The sequence below is a fragment of the Paucihalobacter ruber genome, assembly GCF_006494535.1.
In the GTDB taxonomy this organism is placed as follows: Bacteria; Bacteroidota; Bacteroidia; order Flavobacteriales; family Flavobacteriaceae; genus Paucihalobacter; species Paucihalobacter ruber.
Window position 1 is genome coordinate 224802 of record NZ_VHIQ01000005.1, and the last position, 16165, is coordinate 240966.

Below are 16165 nucleotides of genomic sequence, written 5' to 3' on the forward strand. Positions count from 1 at the left end.
AAATGAATAACAGAATCACCGAATTATTCAAAATTAAATATCCTATTATTCAGGCAGGTATGATTTGGAATAGCGGCTGGCGTTTGGCTTCGGCGGCTAGTAATGCGGGTATTTTAGGCTTAATTGGTGCGGGTTCAATGTATCCTGAAGTGTTGCGAGAACACATACAAAAGTGTAAAAAGGCTACCGATCAACCTTTTGGAGTAAATGTACCAATGTTGTATCCCGATATTGACCAAATCATGAATATTATTGTAGATGAAGGTGTTAAGATAGTTTTTACATCTGCCGGAAATCCTAAAATATGGACTTCATGGTTAAAAGAACGCGGCATAACTGTTGTACATGTAGTTAGTAGCTTGAAATTTGCATTGAAAGCGCAAGAAGCCGGTGTTGATGCCGTTGTTGCTGAAGGTTTTGAGGCAGGTGGCCACAACGGAAGAGAAGAAACTACAACCTTGACTCTAATACCAATTGTAAAAAAAGGTCTCGATATCCCGTTAATTGCGGCGGGCGGTATTGCTACGGGTTCGGCCATGTTGGCTGTAATGATTTTAGGTGCCGACGGCGTTCAAATTGGCAGTAGATTTGTAACCAGCAAAGAATCTTCAGCTCATATTAATTTTAAAAATGCGGTGGTGAATGCCAATGAAGGCGATACGCATCTTACTTTAAAAGAATTGGCGCCGGTGAGACTCATCAAAAATAAATTTTATCAAGATGTTCAGGCACTCTATCAAAAAGGTCCAACTGTTGAAGAATTAAAAACATTGTTGGGCAGAGCACGCGCCAAACGCGGTATGTTTGAAGGCGATTTAGATGAAGGCGAATTAGAAATAGGTCAAATTTCCGGATTGATTGATAGTATTAAACCGGTTTCAGAGATTGTTGAAGAAATTATTTCAGAGTATAATTTGAAGTTAAAATCGCTACAGCAAATAGATTTATTTTAAAACTTAACTTATTGCAAATAAAAAAGCCGCTTCGAAGAATCGAAACGGCTTATTTTTTTGTTGAAACTTTTGATAAATATTTTTAAATCCCTCTAAAATAATAGCAAAGTCTCAGAATGTTCATTGTTATGAACGATGTAAAATTATAAAAAAAACGAAGATTGTTTAAAATTGAGATAAAAAATTATTAACAAATTTTAATAATTGTTTATAAACTAAAGTATTGCCACTATTTAATATTTTAGAATTTAAGTTTAAATCCAACTATCTTTGCCTGCCTTAAAAAGTGTGATGTTACAGCAATATACCAAAGAGTTTAAGTATAATTTTAATTTGGCTGCTCCCGTTATGTTGGGCATGCTGGGGCATACATTTGTTGGTTTTGTAGATAATGTTATGGTAGGCCAGCTAGGCTCTGCTGAATTGGCGGCTGTTTCCTTAGGAAACAGTTTTATTTTTGTAGCAATGTCTTTAGGTATTGGATTTTCTACTGCTATAACACCCTTAATAGCCGAAGCTGATAGTGAAGATAATTTTGCTAAGGGAAAATCTTCATTTAAACATGGATTAGTACTATGTAGTATTTTAAGTGTGGTCTTATTTATTCTGGTTTTATTGAGTAAGCCTTTAATGTATCAAATGGATCAACCGGAAGAGGTAGTTGTTTTGGCTATTCCGTACCTAGATTTGGTGGCTATTTCTTTAATACCACTCATAATTTTTCAGGCTTTTAAGCAATTTAGTGATGGATTGTCTCTTACAAAGTATCCTATGTATGCCACATTACTAGCCAATGTTATTAATGTTGTTTTAAACTATATACTAATATTTGGAAAATTTGGTATGCCACCACTCGGAATTGTTGGTGCCGCCATTGGTACCCTAGTTTCCAGAGTTGTTATGCTCATTTTTATTTATTGGTTGTTGTTGATTCGAACTAAATCTAAGCCCTATGTTACCAATATAAAAGTGTTTGTATTACACCAACCAATGATTAAAAAGTTGCTCAATTTGGCTTTGCCAAGTGCTTTACAAATGTTCTTTGAGGTGGCTATTTTTACCGCTGCCATTTGGTTGAGTGGTACGTTGGGTAAAAATGCACAAGCAGCTAATCAAATTGCCTTGAATATGGCATCAATGACCTTTATGGTTGCGATAGGTTTTAGTGTTGCAGCAATGATTAGAGTTGGCAATCAAAAAGGTTTAAAAAACTATTTAGATTTAAGGCGAATTGCTTTATCTACTTTCTTAATGGGAGCGGTATTTGCAGTCTTTTTTGCTATTTGCTTTTTTATTTGGAATCAATGGTTACCAACACTGTATTTAGATTTAAATGATTTAAAAAATCTGGCCGATAATACTGAAGTGGTGAGTATTGCCGCAACCTTGTTGCTTACCGCGGCTGTTTTTCAAATAAGCGACAGTTTACAGGTTATTATTTTAGGAGCCTTACGCGGCTTACAAGATGTAAAAATCCCAACGCTAATAACCTTTATTGCTTATTGGATGATTGGTTTTCCTATCAGTTATATTTTAGGAAAAGAAAATCAATTGGGTAGTTTAGGTATATGGTTGGGTTTAGTGGCAGGTTTAACTGCAGCTGCAGTGATGTTGTTAATAAGATTTAACTTCCTCACCAAAAAATTACTACTCGAAAACCAGTAATTATAAATACCCAATTCACAAGAACATTTGCTAAAATAGGGTTATAGCTTTACTGCTAGCAAGTAACTTATTAACTTAATATTAAAGGTCTAATTGGCAACTTCACTTATAAACTTAATACGATACAACCTAAGGTCTTCCTCTTCGTAATCTCCGTCAAATTCTTCAACGGCATCCGAAATTTTATCAGACTGAGATTCCATAAAGTACTCATGAATTGCTTCTTGGTCATCTTCGTCTAAAATCTCATCAACCCAATAACTAATATTTAATTTAGTACCAGAGTAGACAATGGCTTCCATCTCTTTTATAAAATCGCCCATGCTCATACCTTTCGAATTCGCAATATCATCAAGAGGCAGTTTTCTGTCTATGTTTTGAATGATATAAAGTTTTAAAGCCGAATTACTACCTGTAGATTTAACCACAATATCGTCGGGACGCATGATGTCGTTTTCTTCAACATAGGTTGAAATGAGTTCCACAAACGGTGCGCCATATTTCTTGGCTTTACTTTCGCCTACACCGTGAACATTACTTAATTCTTCCAGGTTAATAGGGTATTTAAGAGCCATATCTTCAAGAGACGGATCTTGAAAAATCACAAAAGGAGGCACGCCTAACTGCTTGGCGCGTTTTTTTCTCAAATCTTTGAGCATGCCCATAAGAACTTCATCTGCAACGCCACCACCGGCTGAACTTTTGGTAATGATATTGTCGTCTTCATTCTCTTCATATATATGGTCTTCAGCCATCATAAATGGTCTGGGATTTTTTAAGAATTTTCTCCCTTCGTCGCTCATATGCAGAACGCCATAGGTTTCAATTTCTTTTGAAATAAGTTTTGCCACCAGCATTTGTCTTATTAAAGCCATCCAGTAGCGCGGCTCTTTTTCCTGTCCAATGCCAAAAACCGGCGAAGCATCAGTTCTATGAGAAATAATAAGCGCGTTAGGCTTTCCAACAATGACGTTGACCAAATCTTTGGCTTTATATTTTTCAAACGTTTTTTCAATTACCGATAACACAATTGCCGCATCTTCGCCGGCTTCTTTTTGAACTTTTGGGTAACGAACGTTATCATCCATATCGCCACCTTCTCCGGTTTCGTTATCAAATTCTTCACCAAAGTAATGCAACAAGAATTTTCTGCGCGAAATTGATGTTTCGGCGTAACCAACTACTTCTTGGAGCAGTGCATGACCAATTTCCTGTTCAGCAACAGGTTTTCCGGCCATAAATTTTTCTAATTTTTCAATGTCTTTATAAGCGTAAAAGGCTAAACAATGGCCTTCACCGCCATCACGACCTGCGCGTCCGGTTTCCTGATAGTAACTTTCAAGACTTTTAGGAATATCGTGATGAATTACAAATCTAACATCGGGTTTATCGATACCCATACCAAATGCTATTGTGGCAACAACCACATCGGCATCTTCCATTAAAAACATGTCTTGATGTTTCACGCGCGTTTTTGGATCTAAACCGGCGTGATATGGAATGGCATTAATACCATTAACCTGCAATACCTGCGATAGTTCTTCAACACGCTTGCGGCTTAAACAATATATAATACCTGATTTACCCGCATTTTGTTTCACAAATTTGATGATGTCAACATCAACACTTTTGGTTTTGGGTCTTACTTCGTAATACAGGTTTGGCCTGTTAAAAGACGCTTTAAACGTTTTGGCATCGGGTATTTGAAGACTCTTTAAAATGTCTTCCTGCACCTTTGGTGTGGCAGTTGCTGTTAATCCAATGATGGGAATGTCTTTATCAATTCTTTGAATAATGCTTCTTAGGTTTCTGTATTCAGGTCTAAAATCATGACCCCATTCGCTAATACAATGCGCTTCATCAACAGCTAAAAACGAAATGGTCACAGATCTTAAAAATTCTATGTATTCTTCTTTGGTTAAAGACTCGGGTGCCACATATAAAAGCTTGGTAATACCATTAACAATATCGGTTTTTACCCGTTTTATTTCTGTTTTATTTAAAGACGAATTTAAAACGTGTGCAACACCTTCATGTTCTGATACCGCCCTTATAGCATCTACCTGATTTTTCATTAAGGCAATTAGCGGGGATACTACAATAGCAGTACCATCTTTAATTAATGCAGGTAATTGGTAACAAAGTGACTTTCCACCGCCGGTTGGCATAATAACGAAGGTATTATTGCCTTTCATTACACTCTCAATTACAACGTGCTGAAGCCCTTTGAAATTGGAAAAGCCAAAGTATTTTTTCAGCGCAGAGTGTAGTTCATTTTCAGTATGACTCATTAATCTCTTTTTGGTATTATATAACTATATTTGCAGAACATTAAAGATAACAAATTCTTCAAACGAGTCAAATTTAAAATTAAGTTTATTTTGAACAGTCATAAATCTATTCTTCAGTTAGCTAAATCTACTATAGAAACTGAAAGTATGGCCATTTCAAATTTAGGTAATTTATTAACCAACGACTTTGCAGAGGCTGTAGAACTCATCTATAACTCAAAAGGTAGGGTAATTGTTACCGGAATTGGTAAAAGTGCAATCATTGCCAACAAAATTGTTGCAACTTTTAATTCAACAGGAACTCCCGCAATTTTTATGCATGCAGCCGATGCCATTCATGGGGATTTAGGACTAATACTGGAAGACGATGTGGTGATTTGCATTTCAAAAAGCGGTAATACGCCTGAGATTAAAGTTTTGATTCCCTTAATCAAGAATGCAAAAAATTCAATTATTGCCATCACCGGAAATCCTGAGTCTTATCTGGGCTTGCAGTCGGATTTGGTTTTAAATACCTATGTTGAAAAAGAAGCTTGTCCTAATAATTTGGCACCAACTACTAGCACAACAGCACAATTGGTAATGGGCGATGCACTGGCAGTTTGTTTGTTAGAATTACGCGGATTTTCAAGTAAAGATTTTGCAAAATACCATCCCGGAGGCGCTTTAGGAAAAAGATTGTATTTACGGGTTGGAGACTTGTCTTCGCAAAATCAAAAACCTGCAGTGCAAAAAAATACCAGTTTAAAAGAGGTGATTGTTGAAATTTCCGAAAAAATGCTTGGTGTTACAGCGGTTCTGGAAGGCGAAAAGCTTATAGGTATTGTAACCGATGGTGATTTGAGAAGAATGTTATATAAAAACTTCGATGTTAACGGTGTTACTGCCAAAGATATCATGACACCCAACCCCAAAACCATTAATTTAAATGCCATGGCTGTTGATGCTAAAGAACGCATGGAAAATTTTGGTATTTCTCAACTTTTGGTTGAAGACAACGGTCTTTATTGTGGTGTGGTACATTTGCATGATTTGGTAAAAGAAGGCATTATCTAATGAAAAAGAAATCTACCGAAGAAATGTCTTTTTTAGACCATCTTGAGGATTTAAGATGGCATTTAATCCGCGCAACTTTATCTATTTTAATTGCTGCCAGTATTGCATTTTTGTTTAAATCTTTTATTTGGGATGTGATTATTTTTGGCCCAAAGAGCATGAATTTTCCAACTTACTCCTGGCTTTGCAATATGGGCAAACTCATCAATATTGAGACTACTTTTTGTGCCGATGATTTTCCGTTTATAATCCAAAACCGAACGGTGGCCGGACAGTTTTCGGCGCATATATGGACCTCAATTTATGCCGGATTTATTGTGGCATTCCCATACGTTATCTATCAATTTTGGAGTTTTATTAGTCCGGGTTTGTACGACAATGAAAGAAAAAGTGCCAGAGGATTCATCGTTATTTCATCACTATTGTTTTTTGTTGGTGTGCTTTTTGGCTATTATGTAATAACGCCGTTATCGCTCAATTTTCTTGCTAATTATAACGTGAGTCCCGAAATTTCGAATGAGTTTGATTTAGATTCTTACATTGCGTTGGTTCGTTCGGCATCGCTGGCGTCGGGTTTTGTTTTTGAACTTCCAATCATCATTTATTTTTTAACAAAAATAGGTTTGGTGACTCCCGAAATTTTAAGAAAATACCGAAAGTTTGCCATTGTTTTTGTCTTGATTATCGCCGCCGTTATCACGCCGCCAGATATTGCTAGTCAGGTAATTGTGGCTATTCCAATTTTTATATTATATCAAGTTAGTATTTATATTTCTGCAGTAGTAGTTAGAAACCAAAAGCGTAAAAAACATGTCTGATATTGTAAAAGAATTTAACGATTACCGTTCCAGAATGAATGAAAAAATTCTGGATGACAACAACAAGATTATTAAGAGAATCTTTAATCTCGATACCAATGCCTATCAGCCCGGAGCTTTAGACGAAAACACCAAGGAACTTTTAGGTTTGGTGGCATCTGCAGTATTGAGATGCGACGATTGTGTAAAATACCACCTAGAAACTTCCTATAAACTAGGTATTACAAAAGAACAGGTGAGCGAAGCCCTGGGCATAGCAACTTTGGTTGGCGGCACTATTGTAATTCCGCATTTAAGACGTGCCTTTGAGTTTTGGGAAGCTTTGGAAGCCAATAAAAATTAATAATAACCGTTACATTTGTGACCAACGTATAATGTTTTAATAATGAAGTTGAGAGCAGAAAATTTAATGAAGTCTTACAGCGGTAGAGAAGTTGTAAAAAATGTCTCGTTAGAGGTTAATCAGGGTGAAATAGTTGGTTTACTGGGCCCGAATGGCGCCGGAAAAACTACCTCGTTTTACATGATTGTAGGACTAATTAAACCTAATAGCGGTAAAATTTTTCTCGACCAAATGGATATCACCAATTTCCCAATGTACAAAAGGGCTCAGAACGGTATTGGTTATTTGGCTCAAGAAGCCTCTGTTTTCAGGAAATTGAGTATTGAAGAAAATATTTTAAGTGTTTTGCAAATGACCAAACTTTCAAAAAAAGAACAACATGACAAAATGGAGTCGTTAATTGAAGAATTTGGTTTGGGTCACATTAGAAAGAACAGGGGCGACCTACTATCAGGTGGTGAACGAAGACGTACCGAAATTGCACGCGCATTAGCAACGAGTCCTAATTTTATTCTATTAGACGAACCTTTTGCCGGTGTTGATCCTGTTGCGGTAGAAGATATTCAGCGTATTGTAGCACAACTTACCAGGAAAAACATTGGTATTTTAATCACTGACCACAACGTACAAGAAACCCTTGCCATTACAGACCGAACTTATTTAATGTTTGAAGGTAGTATTTTAAAAGCCGGAATTCCAGAAGATTTGGCTTCAGACGAAATGGTTCGTAAAGTATATCTTGGACAAAACTTTGAACTGAGAAAAAAGAAATTACTCTTCGATTAAATCAATTTAAATCTTAATTTTTTTAGCTGAAATCTCATCTAACACAGACATTACTATATAAATAGCAATGATGATCGGTATTGCTGCAAATTGAAAAATTATCAGTGCAACAATACTTAAAGCCAAGAAAATATATCTGCTTGCGTTTTTGGCAAAACCACCCGACGTGAACTTTAGTGAAAATAATTTAATTGGTGCGTTAAGTAAATAACAACTAACCAATGTGAGTCCTAATAAAAAATAAGGATTTAAAATAGTGGTGTTCATTAAATCACTGTTTTGAAACTCTAAAATTAAGGGCAAAGACATAATAAGCAAGGCGTTGGCCGGAGTTGGTAATCCTTTAAAATAGGTTTGTTGGTCTTCGTCTATATTAAATTTAGCCAATCTATAGGCCGAGGCCAATGTAATGGCAAAACCGGCAACTGGTATAATTGAACCTTTAAATCCTTTGAAACTAAACATGGCATTCCAGCTATTAGCTTGTTCAATAATATCAGGTGCGCCAATGGTTAATTCTAATAGTTTAAACATAATAATTCCCGGTACAACGCCACTGGTAACCATATCTGCCAAGGAATCCAGCTGAACACCTAAATCACTTTTTACGTTTAATATTCTTGCAGCAAATCCGTCAAAAAAGTCGAAAATTATGCCCAGACCAACAAACAAAGCGGCCGCCGGGAAGTTTGAATTAATTGCAAAAACAATTGCTATACAACCGCTTAAAAGGTTGAGTAAGGTGATGAAGTTTGGAATGTGTTTTTTCACAAGAGTTAAGTTAGTGATGTAAAAATATAAAAGTATTTTCTAAAAACTTCGACATATACAATATAGAGCCGGTTTTTCTGTTTAATAGGTTGAAAAATATGTGCATCTTTGCAAAAAAATTGTGTTTGAAAACTAAATTAGTTTTGGCATTGTATTTTGTCTCTGCCTTGTCAATCGCTCAAACAGCTAGAAAATATTCAAACGAATTTATGAATATTGGTGTTGATGCGGCTGCACTTGGTATGAGCAATGCTGTGGTTTCGCACACAAACGATGTGACTTCGGGGTATTGGAATCCTGCCGGATTAGTGCACCTTGAAGACAACCAATTAGCTTTGATGCATTCCAGCTATTTCGCCAATATAGCTAACTACAATTTTATTGCCTACGCCATGCCAATAGATGACAGATCGGCCGTTGGTATTTCACTGATTAGGTTTGGCGTGGACGATATTTTAGATACTACACAACTTATAGATGAACAAGGTAATATTAACTACGACAGAATTAATACCTTTTCTGCTGCAGACTATGGCGTTGTGTTTTCATACGCCAGAAAATTACCCTTAGATGGTTTAAATTACGGAGTTAATGCCAAAGTAATACGCCGAATTATTGGCGATTTTGCTACATCCTGGGGATTTGGTCTAGATGTTGGTATTCAGTTTGAGACCAAAAATAACTGGAAATTCGGCTTAATGGCTCGTGATATTACCACCACTTTCAATACGTGGACCTTTAACGAAGAGAAGTTTGAAAGTATTAGCGGCGCCATAGAAGGGCAAAATCAAGAACTTCCTGAAACTACCGAAATAACCATACCAAAATTACAATTAGGCATGTCTAAAGAATTTATTTTTAACTATGACTATTCTTTACGTGCTGCTTTTGATTTGAATGTGCGCTTTGCACAAACCAATGATATTGTATCTACTGACTTCGCTAGTATAAATCCTGCACTTGGTTTTCAGTTTGGTTACACCGATTTGGTGTTTTTACGCGCCGGTCTTGGTAATTTTCAAAATGAATTACAAATAGACAATTCTACCGATATGACTTTTCAGCCAAACTTTGGCGTAGGTTTTAAATACAAAGGCATTTCAATAGATTATGCATTCACCGATATAGGCGACCAAAGCGCTGCTTTGTACTCTAATGTGTTTTCTCTAAAATTAGATTTCAGTATTTTTAGGTAAGTTGCTCTAAAATGCTCGGTTCTTGTTATTTTTATACCGAAAAATATTTTACATGAAGCAATTGGGCTTGGCCTTGTTATCAGGAACTCTTTTGGCAATTAGCTGGCCAACTTATGGTATTCCTGTTTTTTTATTTGTGGCGTTTGTGCCACTGTTATTTATCATTTCAAATCTAATTATCCATCATAAAAAGTATAACGGCTGGCGTGTTTTAGGCTGGTCGTATATTACTTTTTTTATCTGGAATTTTTTTACCACCAATTGGTTGCAGTATGCTGATGTTTTCGGAGCTGCCTTTGCTGTATTGGTCAACTCTTTGTTAATGAGTTTTGTAATTTTAATTTATTACAAAATTGCCAAGCGTACTACCCGAGCGCGTTCGCTCACCTTTTTGGTGGCGTTATGGCTGTGTTTTGAAAAGTTACATCTGGGTTGGGAATTTTCTTGGCCTTGGTTAAATCTTGGTAACGCATTTTCAGAAAACACCTCCTGGATTCAATGGTATGAATACACCGGTACTTTTGGTGGTAGTTTATGGGTATGGTTGGTGAATGTTTTTGTCTTATTACTTATTTCAGATTATAAATCAATAACATCACTCGTTAAGAAAAAATTCGCTATTGGTATTAGTTTATTGCTGTTGCTGCCAATTGTAATTTCTTATATTATTTTAAGTAATTATAAAAATCAAGGAAAAACTTTCGAGATCATTGCGCTTCAACCCAACATAGATCCCTATAGTGAAAAGTATAACTTAAGTAATGACGCCATAGCCGATTTGCTTCTAAAACTAACCCGGCAAGAACTTACGCCTAATACCGCTTTAATTTTGGCGCCTGAAACCGTTTTTGCAGATAACGTAAGGCTTAATCAATTTAACAGGTTAGACTTTAAGTTAAAACTAGACACTTTTATTGCCGATAATAAACAAGTTAACTTTTTAACCGGTGTATCCTTTATAGAATTTATTTACGATCGTAAAAAAGTAAGTACCAAATCTAACAAACTCAGAGATAACTTTTGGTACAACGATTTTAACTCTGCTGTTATGCTAACCAATACCCAAACGCCTCAATTGTACCACAAATCAAAATTGGTAGTTGGCGTTGAAGACTTTCCTTATCAGTCGGTTTTAAAACCGCTTATAGGCGATGCCATGATTGATTTAGGAGGAACTGTGGCTATGAAAACCACACAAAATTATCGTTCTGTATTTAATACTAATGACGATAATTTAAAAGTGGGACCAATTATATGCTATGAGTCTGTTTACGGTGAATTTGTTACAGAATATTCGCGAAACGGTGCCAATTTGCTGGCAATTATCACCAATGATGCCTGGTGGAACAACACCGAAGGTCACCGTCAACATTTAAGTTACGCCAAACTTCGGGCCATTGAAAACAGGCGTTTTGTGGCAAGAAGCGCCAATACCGGTATTTCAGCAATTATTGATGATACGGGTAAAGTGATTGATGCTTTAGCTTACGAAAAACAAGGTGCTTTGAAAGGTGATATAAAAACCAACTCAAAACTTACTTTTTACGCTATGGCCGGCGATTATATTGCAAGAATAGCCATGTTTGTTGCGCTTTTTGTTTTCATGATTGTGATGTTTAGAAAAAAGAGAATGAAACTTTAAGCATACCTTTTTTACTTTTTATCTAAACATCTTTTAACTCATCTATAAGTTTTTAGGATATTTAATAACTTATTGTAAATTTGGGCATTCGGTAATTAAATCGATTGTGATAGGTTTATTATGCAAGGTAAACAAGGCATCCATTTTGAAGTTTCTGAGCGCAAAATTTTGCTAAGATTGGCCGACCTTGTATTTGTAATAATTTTTGTTTACGGCCTTGAATTGTTTTTTCCTTTTACCTATCTCACCATCAACACCGAAAATATAGTACCCATTGTAGTTTTACTTGTTTATTTTACCATATTCGGAACTGTTTTTGAGCTGTATGATTTGCACAAAGCCAGTAAAATTGATATTAGCTTCAAAAATATTGTTCTAGCCTCTTCAGTTACGGTGCTTTTTTATTTGTTAACGCCCGTGGTTACGCCATTTTTGCCGGAAAAGCGATTACAGATTATTTACTTTTATCTAGCTATTATCGTAGGTGTATTTTTATGGCGTTTAGCTTACACCACGTTAATTCAATCACCAAGATTTTATAAAAAAGTTCTGCTAATTGGAGAAATTTCAAATTTGTCACACATATTAAAAGCGCTTCACGATGTAGACCCCAATTATAAGATTATTGGATTTATCAATTCTGAAGACTCTAAAGATGAAGGTATTAGATTTAAGGGCTTAAAAGAATATCAGGTCACAGATTTAAACTTCATTATTTCAGAAGAAAAAATATCTGAAATTCTCGTGGCAAGTTTTAATTCAGATAATATTTCTACCGAGTTGTACCACAGTTTGATTAATTTACTCGAGCGCGGTTTTACTATAAGAGAGTTTACGCAGGTTTACGAAGAAATGACCTATCGTGTGCCAATTCAATTCGTAGGTAAAGATTTTTATAAGTACTTCCCGTTTAGCCGTAGTAACCAAAATAAATTGTATCAATTTTTTAGACGACTCTTTGATATTTTGTTTTCTATTTTAGGCGTACTGATTGGTTTAATTTTATTACCTCTGGTTTTAATTGGAAATTTAATAGCCAACCGTGGACCGTTGTTTTACACTCAAGAACGCGTTGGTAAAAACGCCCAACCATTTAATATCATTAAATTGAGAACAATGGTAAAAAATGCTGAACAAAATGGTGCACAATGGGCTCAAAAAAACGACAAAAGAATTACGCCATTTGGTAATATTTTAAGACGCTTACGCATAGATGAAATTCCGCAAGTCATCAACGTTTTAAAAGGCGACATGAGCATTATTGGTCCGCGTCCTGAACGACCTTATTTTGTAACTGAATTGGCTAAAATAATTCCCTTCTACGAAACAAGACACATTATAAAGCCCGGTTTAACCGGTTGGGCCCAAATTCAACACAGATACGGTTATTCAGTTGAAGATAGCTTAATCAAACTACAGTACGATTTGTTTTACATTAAACATCGAAGTATTTTCTTAGATATCAATATTATTGTAAAAACAGTAAGCACAGTACTTTATTATCGCGGTCAATAATTTAATTCTACCTTTTTCCTACTGATATTGATAAATTTTTAAAAGAAGGTTGCGTATCTTTGCACCTGAATTTAAAAAAATGATACCATGAACAACGGTTTGTACGCCAAATTTAATACCAGCAAAGGCACAATTACTGTTAATTTAACGTTTGATAAAACTCCCGGAACTGTGGGTAATTTTGTAGCTTTAGCCGAAGGCAATATGGAGAATAGCGCTAAACCACAAGGTAAACCTTATTATGACGGACTCAAATTTCATCGAGTTATTCCTGATTTTATGATTCAAGGCGGCTGTCCGTTAGGCACCGGCACCGGAAATCCTGGCTATAAATTTGACGATGAGTTTCATCCCGATTTAAAGCATGATGGTCCCGGCGTTTTATCCATGGCAAACGCGGGTCCCGGAACCAATGGAAGTCAGTTTTTTATTACTCATGTTGAAACTCCATGGTTAGATAATAATCACACAGTATTTGGGAAGGTGATTGAAGGGCAAGAGGTTGTTGATGCTATTGCACAAGGTGACCAAATTAATACCTTAGAAATTATTCGTGTTGGTGACGCTGCCGAAAATTTTAACGCCATAGAGGCCTTCAGAACTTTTGAAGGGGCACGTGAAAAAAGATTAGAAGCTGAGCGTACTGCCATCGCCGCTCAGTTAGACAAAGTCTCTGCAGGATTTAGTGAAACTAAAAGTGGATTGAGATATCAAATCATTCAAAAAGGTAGCGGTAAACAGCCTCAAAAAGGCAACAAAGTTGCTGTGCATTACAAAGGTCAGTTAATGGACGGAACCGTATTTGATTCTTCTTACAAGAGAAATCAACCTTTAGAATTTCAAGTTGGAGTAGGACAGGTTATTGAAGGTTGGGACGAAGGTATTTTATTACTCAACGAAGGCGATAAAGCACGATTGGTAATTCCAAGTAATTTGGGATATGGAAGTCGTGGAGCAGGTGGTGTGATTCCCCCAAACGCTAATTTAATATTCGACGTAGAATTGGTTAAAGTAAAGTAACTTTATAAAAAATATCATAAATAGGGTGCCGGCAATTTTGTCGGCACTTTTTTATTTATAGACGCAATTTATAAGTTCTAGAGATGATAACAACATACATCAAACAGGCCAATAAAGCCACAGCATAATAGCCAACAAACACCATCTTAAATTTTAATCAAGATAATAAAAAGACTTTAGCTTTAGATTGAAAAAAATACAATTGAGTCGCTAATTTTTACAATTGGGTTGGTTTGGTTTTTGTACTTTTAAATAATAACACACCTTTGCTTTAAATAATTAATGATATGAAAAAATTAGCGCTTACAATGACTTTGGCTTTAGTTGTTTTGATTGGATTCTCGCAAAACGGCGACAGTTTTAATATAACAGTTAAGGTTAATAATATAAAAAACACTACCGGTCAAATAGTTGTTGGTTTATACAACACTCCCGACAGTTTTTTAGGAACGCCGTATCTGGGTGAAATTTCTAAAATTGAAGGAAAAACAATCACAGTTGATTTTAAAGGTGTCAAAAAAGGTACTTATGCTATTTCACTGTTTCATGACGAAAACAGTAATACAAAATTAGATACCAATTTTATGGGCATTCCTAAGGAGCGTTTTGCCTGTTCAAACAATGCATCCGGCTTTATGGGACCGCCAAAATGGGACGACGCCAAATTTGAAGTAGATAAAAATAAAGCGATAGAAATTAGTTTTTAAGCTAGTTAAGAATAAGAAAATAAATATAAAAACCCATGATTAGATTTTTCAGAACATTGGCAATAGGAATTTTAATCGGATTGGTTATTCTTATCATCGATCAAGGCATTAGGTATTTAAATTCCGGTACTTTTCCTGAATTTGAAAAGGTGTGGATCTATTTACTTTATTATTTTATCTATTCTGTTCCATTAACCTTGTTAAATGCTTATTACTTTAATTTTTTAAATACCAGAGTTAATTGGCAGAGGTATCAAAAGTATCGCATTCTTATTGGTTTTATTGGCTCTGTATTTTTAACCATAGTTTGTATATTTTTTATCAGGTTATTTATTGGAACCGCCATTGAGGGTTTTACCGTTTCAGAATTTATTGAATCAGAGCGCACGATTAACTATGTTCTTTCGCTTATTTTAACCTTAATCTTTTCTCTAATATTTCATGCTATATATTTCTATAAGGAATTACAAAAAAATAAGGTAAAAGAGCAAAAGGTTATTGCAGGAACGGCAAGCGCTAAGTTCGATGCTTTAAAAAATCAGTTAGATCCTCATTTTTTATTCAACAGTTTAAACGTTTTAACCAGTTTAATTGAAGAAAATCCAGAAAGTGCTACCCAATTTACAACGGCCCTTTCAAAGGTGTATCGTTATGTTTTAGAGCAGAAAAATAAGGATTTGGTTACAGTTGATGACGAATTAGATTTTGCTCGAACCTACATGCAGTTATTGAAAATGCGATTTGAAGACAGTATTATTTTTGAAATACCTGAAAAAGCTTTAAACCCTGAAAGTAAGGTAGTACCGTTATCATTGCAATTGCTCTTAGAAAATGCTGTGAAGCATAATATCGTTACCAGCGGTAAACCTTTACATATTAAAATATATGAAGAGAACGATGAGTTAGTTATAGAAAATAATATTCAATTGAAACAAGTGGTTAAAAAGAGTAGCGGCGTTGGTTTAAACAACATTAAACAACGTTATGGTATCTTAACCAAAAGACAAGTTATTATTAATGAGCAATCCGGGAATTTTAAAGTATCTATTCCTATGCTCACCAAACAAGTAAGTTTTATGGAACATCATTTTTCAAACCAATCAAAATTAGACAATGCCTATTTAAAGGCAAGAAAACGCGTGGAAGCTTTAAAGGATTTTTATTATAATCTTATTGCTTATCTCATTGTAATTCCAATCCTTGTGATCATATGGTATAAATTTACACCAAATGTCATTCAGTGGTTTTGGTTTCCGATGCTTGGCTGGGGCATAAGTGTTGTATTTCAGGCATATAGTGTATTCGTGTCGCATGGAACTTTTGGAACTAACTGGGAGCAGCGAAAGATTGAGGAATTTATGAAACAGGAACAAAACAAATTCAATTAAAAAATTAAATCACA

Annotated in this window: 14 protein-coding genes; 12 read left to right on the top strand and 2 right to left on the bottom strand. The window is 35.4% G+C overall.

The genetic code is table 11. The features are described from left to right. Nucleotides 1-2: 2 nt before the first annotated feature. Together FJ651_RS11440 and FJ651_RS11445 are read left to right on the top strand one after the other, a co-directional pair. Nucleotides 3-953, top strand: a complete 951-nt coding sequence (locus FJ651_RS11440; RefSeq protein ID WP_140990657.1) for an NAD(P)H-dependent flavin oxidoreductase — start codon at nucleotides 3-5, stop codon at nucleotides 951-953. Nucleotides 954-1241: 288 nt separating this feature from the next. Further along, entirely contained in the window at nucleotides 1242-2618 is a 1377-nt protein-coding gene (locus FJ651_RS11445) for an MATE family efflux transporter (protein ID WP_140990746.1), read from the top strand. 89 nt (nucleotides 2619-2707) lie between these two features. Here FJ651_RS11445 and FJ651_RS11450 read toward each other — a convergent pair whose 3' ends face one another. After that, nucleotides 2708-4909, bottom strand: coding sequence for a RecQ family ATP-dependent DNA helicase (locus tag FJ651_RS11450; RefSeq protein ID WP_140990658.1), 2202 nt, complete (start codon nucleotides 4907-4909; stop codon nucleotides 2708-2710). A 147-nt stretch (nucleotides 4910-5056) separates the two neighbouring features. Here FJ651_RS11450 and FJ651_RS11455 point away from each other — a divergent pair, with 147 nt between their 5' ends. From FJ651_RS11455 to lptB, 4 genes are read left to right on the top strand one after another with little or no spacing between them, the layout of a single operon-like run. After that, nucleotides 5057-5965 carry a KpsF/GutQ family sugar-phosphate isomerase gene (locus tag FJ651_RS11455; protein WP_394348092.1) on the top strand — a complete coding sequence of 303 codons (909 nt, stop codon included), beginning with the start codon at nucleotides 5057-5059 and terminating at the stop codon, nucleotides 5963-5965. Next, nucleotides 5965-6783 (top strand): twin-arginine translocase subunit TatC, encoded by an 819-nt coding sequence (gene tatC, locus FJ651_RS11460; protein WP_140990660.1) that lies wholly within the window; start codon nucleotides 5965-5967, stop codon nucleotides 6781-6783. The genes FJ651_RS11455 and tatC overlap by 1 nt, the downstream gene beginning before the upstream one ends. Then, the gene (locus tag FJ651_RS11465; RefSeq protein ID WP_140990661.1) at nucleotides 6776-7126 is read left to right on the top strand and encodes a carboxymuconolactone decarboxylase family protein; all 351 of its coding nucleotides are present in this window, start codon (nucleotides 6776-6778) and stop codon (nucleotides 7124-7126) included. The genes tatC and FJ651_RS11465 overlap by 8 nt, the downstream gene beginning before the upstream one ends. 42 nt (nucleotides 7127-7168) lie before the next feature. After that, entirely contained in the window at nucleotides 7169-7912 is a 744-nt protein-coding gene (gene lptB, locus FJ651_RS11470; RefSeq protein ID WP_140990662.1) for an LPS export ABC transporter ATP-binding protein, read from the top strand. 6 nt (nucleotides 7913-7918) lie between these two features. Here the strand turns inward: lptB and FJ651_RS11475 are convergent, their stop codons facing one another. Then, complete coding sequence (locus FJ651_RS11475; protein ID WP_140990663.1) at nucleotides 7919-8683, bottom strand: CDP-alcohol phosphatidyltransferase family protein; 765 nt, start codon at nucleotides 8681-8683, stop codon at nucleotides 7919-7921. Between the two features lie 125 nt (nucleotides 8684-8808). On the opposite strand from FJ651_RS11475, the gene FJ651_RS11480 reads away from it, so the two are divergent. From FJ651_RS11480 to FJ651_RS11505, 6 genes are all read left to right on the top strand, one after another. Further along, entirely contained in the window at nucleotides 8809-9879 is a 1071-nt protein-coding gene (locus tag FJ651_RS11480; protein ID WP_449406381.1) for a putative type IX sorting system protein PorV2, read from the top strand. Nucleotides 9880-9931: 52 nt separating this feature from the next. Next, nucleotides 9932-11521 carry an apolipoprotein N-acyltransferase gene (gene lnt / locus FJ651_RS11485; protein ID WP_140990665.1) on the top strand — a complete coding sequence of 530 codons (1590 nt, stop codon included), beginning with the start codon at nucleotides 9932-9934 and terminating at the stop codon, nucleotides 11519-11521. Between the two features lie 120 nt (nucleotides 11522-11641). Continuing rightward, nucleotides 11642-13036, top strand: coding sequence for an exopolysaccharide biosynthesis polyprenyl glycosylphosphotransferase (locus tag FJ651_RS11490; protein ID WP_140990666.1), 1395 nt, complete (start codon nucleotides 11642-11644; stop codon nucleotides 13034-13036). An 87-nt stretch (nucleotides 13037-13123) separates the two neighbouring features. Beyond that, nucleotides 13124-14056 (top strand): peptidylprolyl isomerase, encoded by a 933-nt coding sequence (locus FJ651_RS11495; protein WP_140990667.1) that lies wholly within the window; start codon nucleotides 13124-13126, stop codon nucleotides 14054-14056. A 287-nt stretch (nucleotides 14057-14343) separates the two neighbouring features. After that, complete coding sequence (locus FJ651_RS11500) at nucleotides 14344-14763, top strand: DUF2141 domain-containing protein (protein WP_140990668.1); 420 nt, start codon at nucleotides 14344-14346, stop codon at nucleotides 14761-14763. A gap of 35 nt (nucleotides 14764-14798) precedes the next feature. Continuing rightward, entirely contained in the window at nucleotides 14799-16151 is a 1353-nt protein-coding gene (locus FJ651_RS11505) for a histidine kinase (RefSeq protein WP_140990669.1), read from the top strand. Nucleotides 16152-16165: the final 14 nt, after the last annotated feature.

Bases quoted from the DNA above. Each gene is read 5' to 3' on its own strand.
- FJ651_RS11440 (WP_140990657.1), top strand. From the start codon at position 3: ATGAATAACAGAATCACCGAATTATTCAAAATTAAATATCCTATTATT.
- FJ651_RS11450 (WP_140990658.1), bottom strand. From the start codon at position 4,909: ATGAGTCATACTGAAAATGAACTACACTCTGCGCTGAAAAAATACTTT.
- FJ651_RS11455 (WP_394348092.1), top strand. From the start codon at position 5,057: ATGGCCATTTCAAATTTAGGTAATTTATTAACCAACGACTTTGCAGAG.
- tatC (WP_140990660.1), top strand. From the start codon at position 5,965: ATGAAAAAGAAATCTACCGAAGAAATGTCTTTTTTAGACCATCTTGAG.
- FJ651_RS11465 (WP_140990661.1), top strand. From the start codon at position 6,776: ATGTCTGATATTGTAAAAGAATTTAACGATTACCGTTCCAGAATGAAT.
- lptB (WP_140990662.1), top strand. From the start codon at position 7,169: ATGAAGTTGAGAGCAGAAAATTTAATGAAGTCTTACAGCGGTAGAGAA.
- lnt (WP_140990665.1), top strand. From the start codon at position 9,932: ATGAAGCAATTGGGCTTGGCCTTGTTATCAGGAACTCTTTTGGCAATT.
- FJ651_RS11490 (WP_140990666.1), top strand. From the start codon at position 11,642: ATGCAAGGTAAACAAGGCATCCATTTTGAAGTTTCTGAGCGCAAAATT.
- FJ651_RS11495 (WP_140990667.1), top strand. From the start codon at position 13,124: ATGAACAACGGTTTGTACGCCAAATTTAATACCAGCAAAGGCACAATT.
- FJ651_RS11500 (WP_140990668.1), top strand. From the start codon at position 14,344: ATGAAAAAATTAGCGCTTACAATGACTTTGGCTTTAGTTGTTTTGATT.
- FJ651_RS11505 (WP_140990669.1), top strand. From the start codon at position 14,799: ATGATTAGATTTTTCAGAACATTGGCAATAGGAATTTTAATCGGATTG.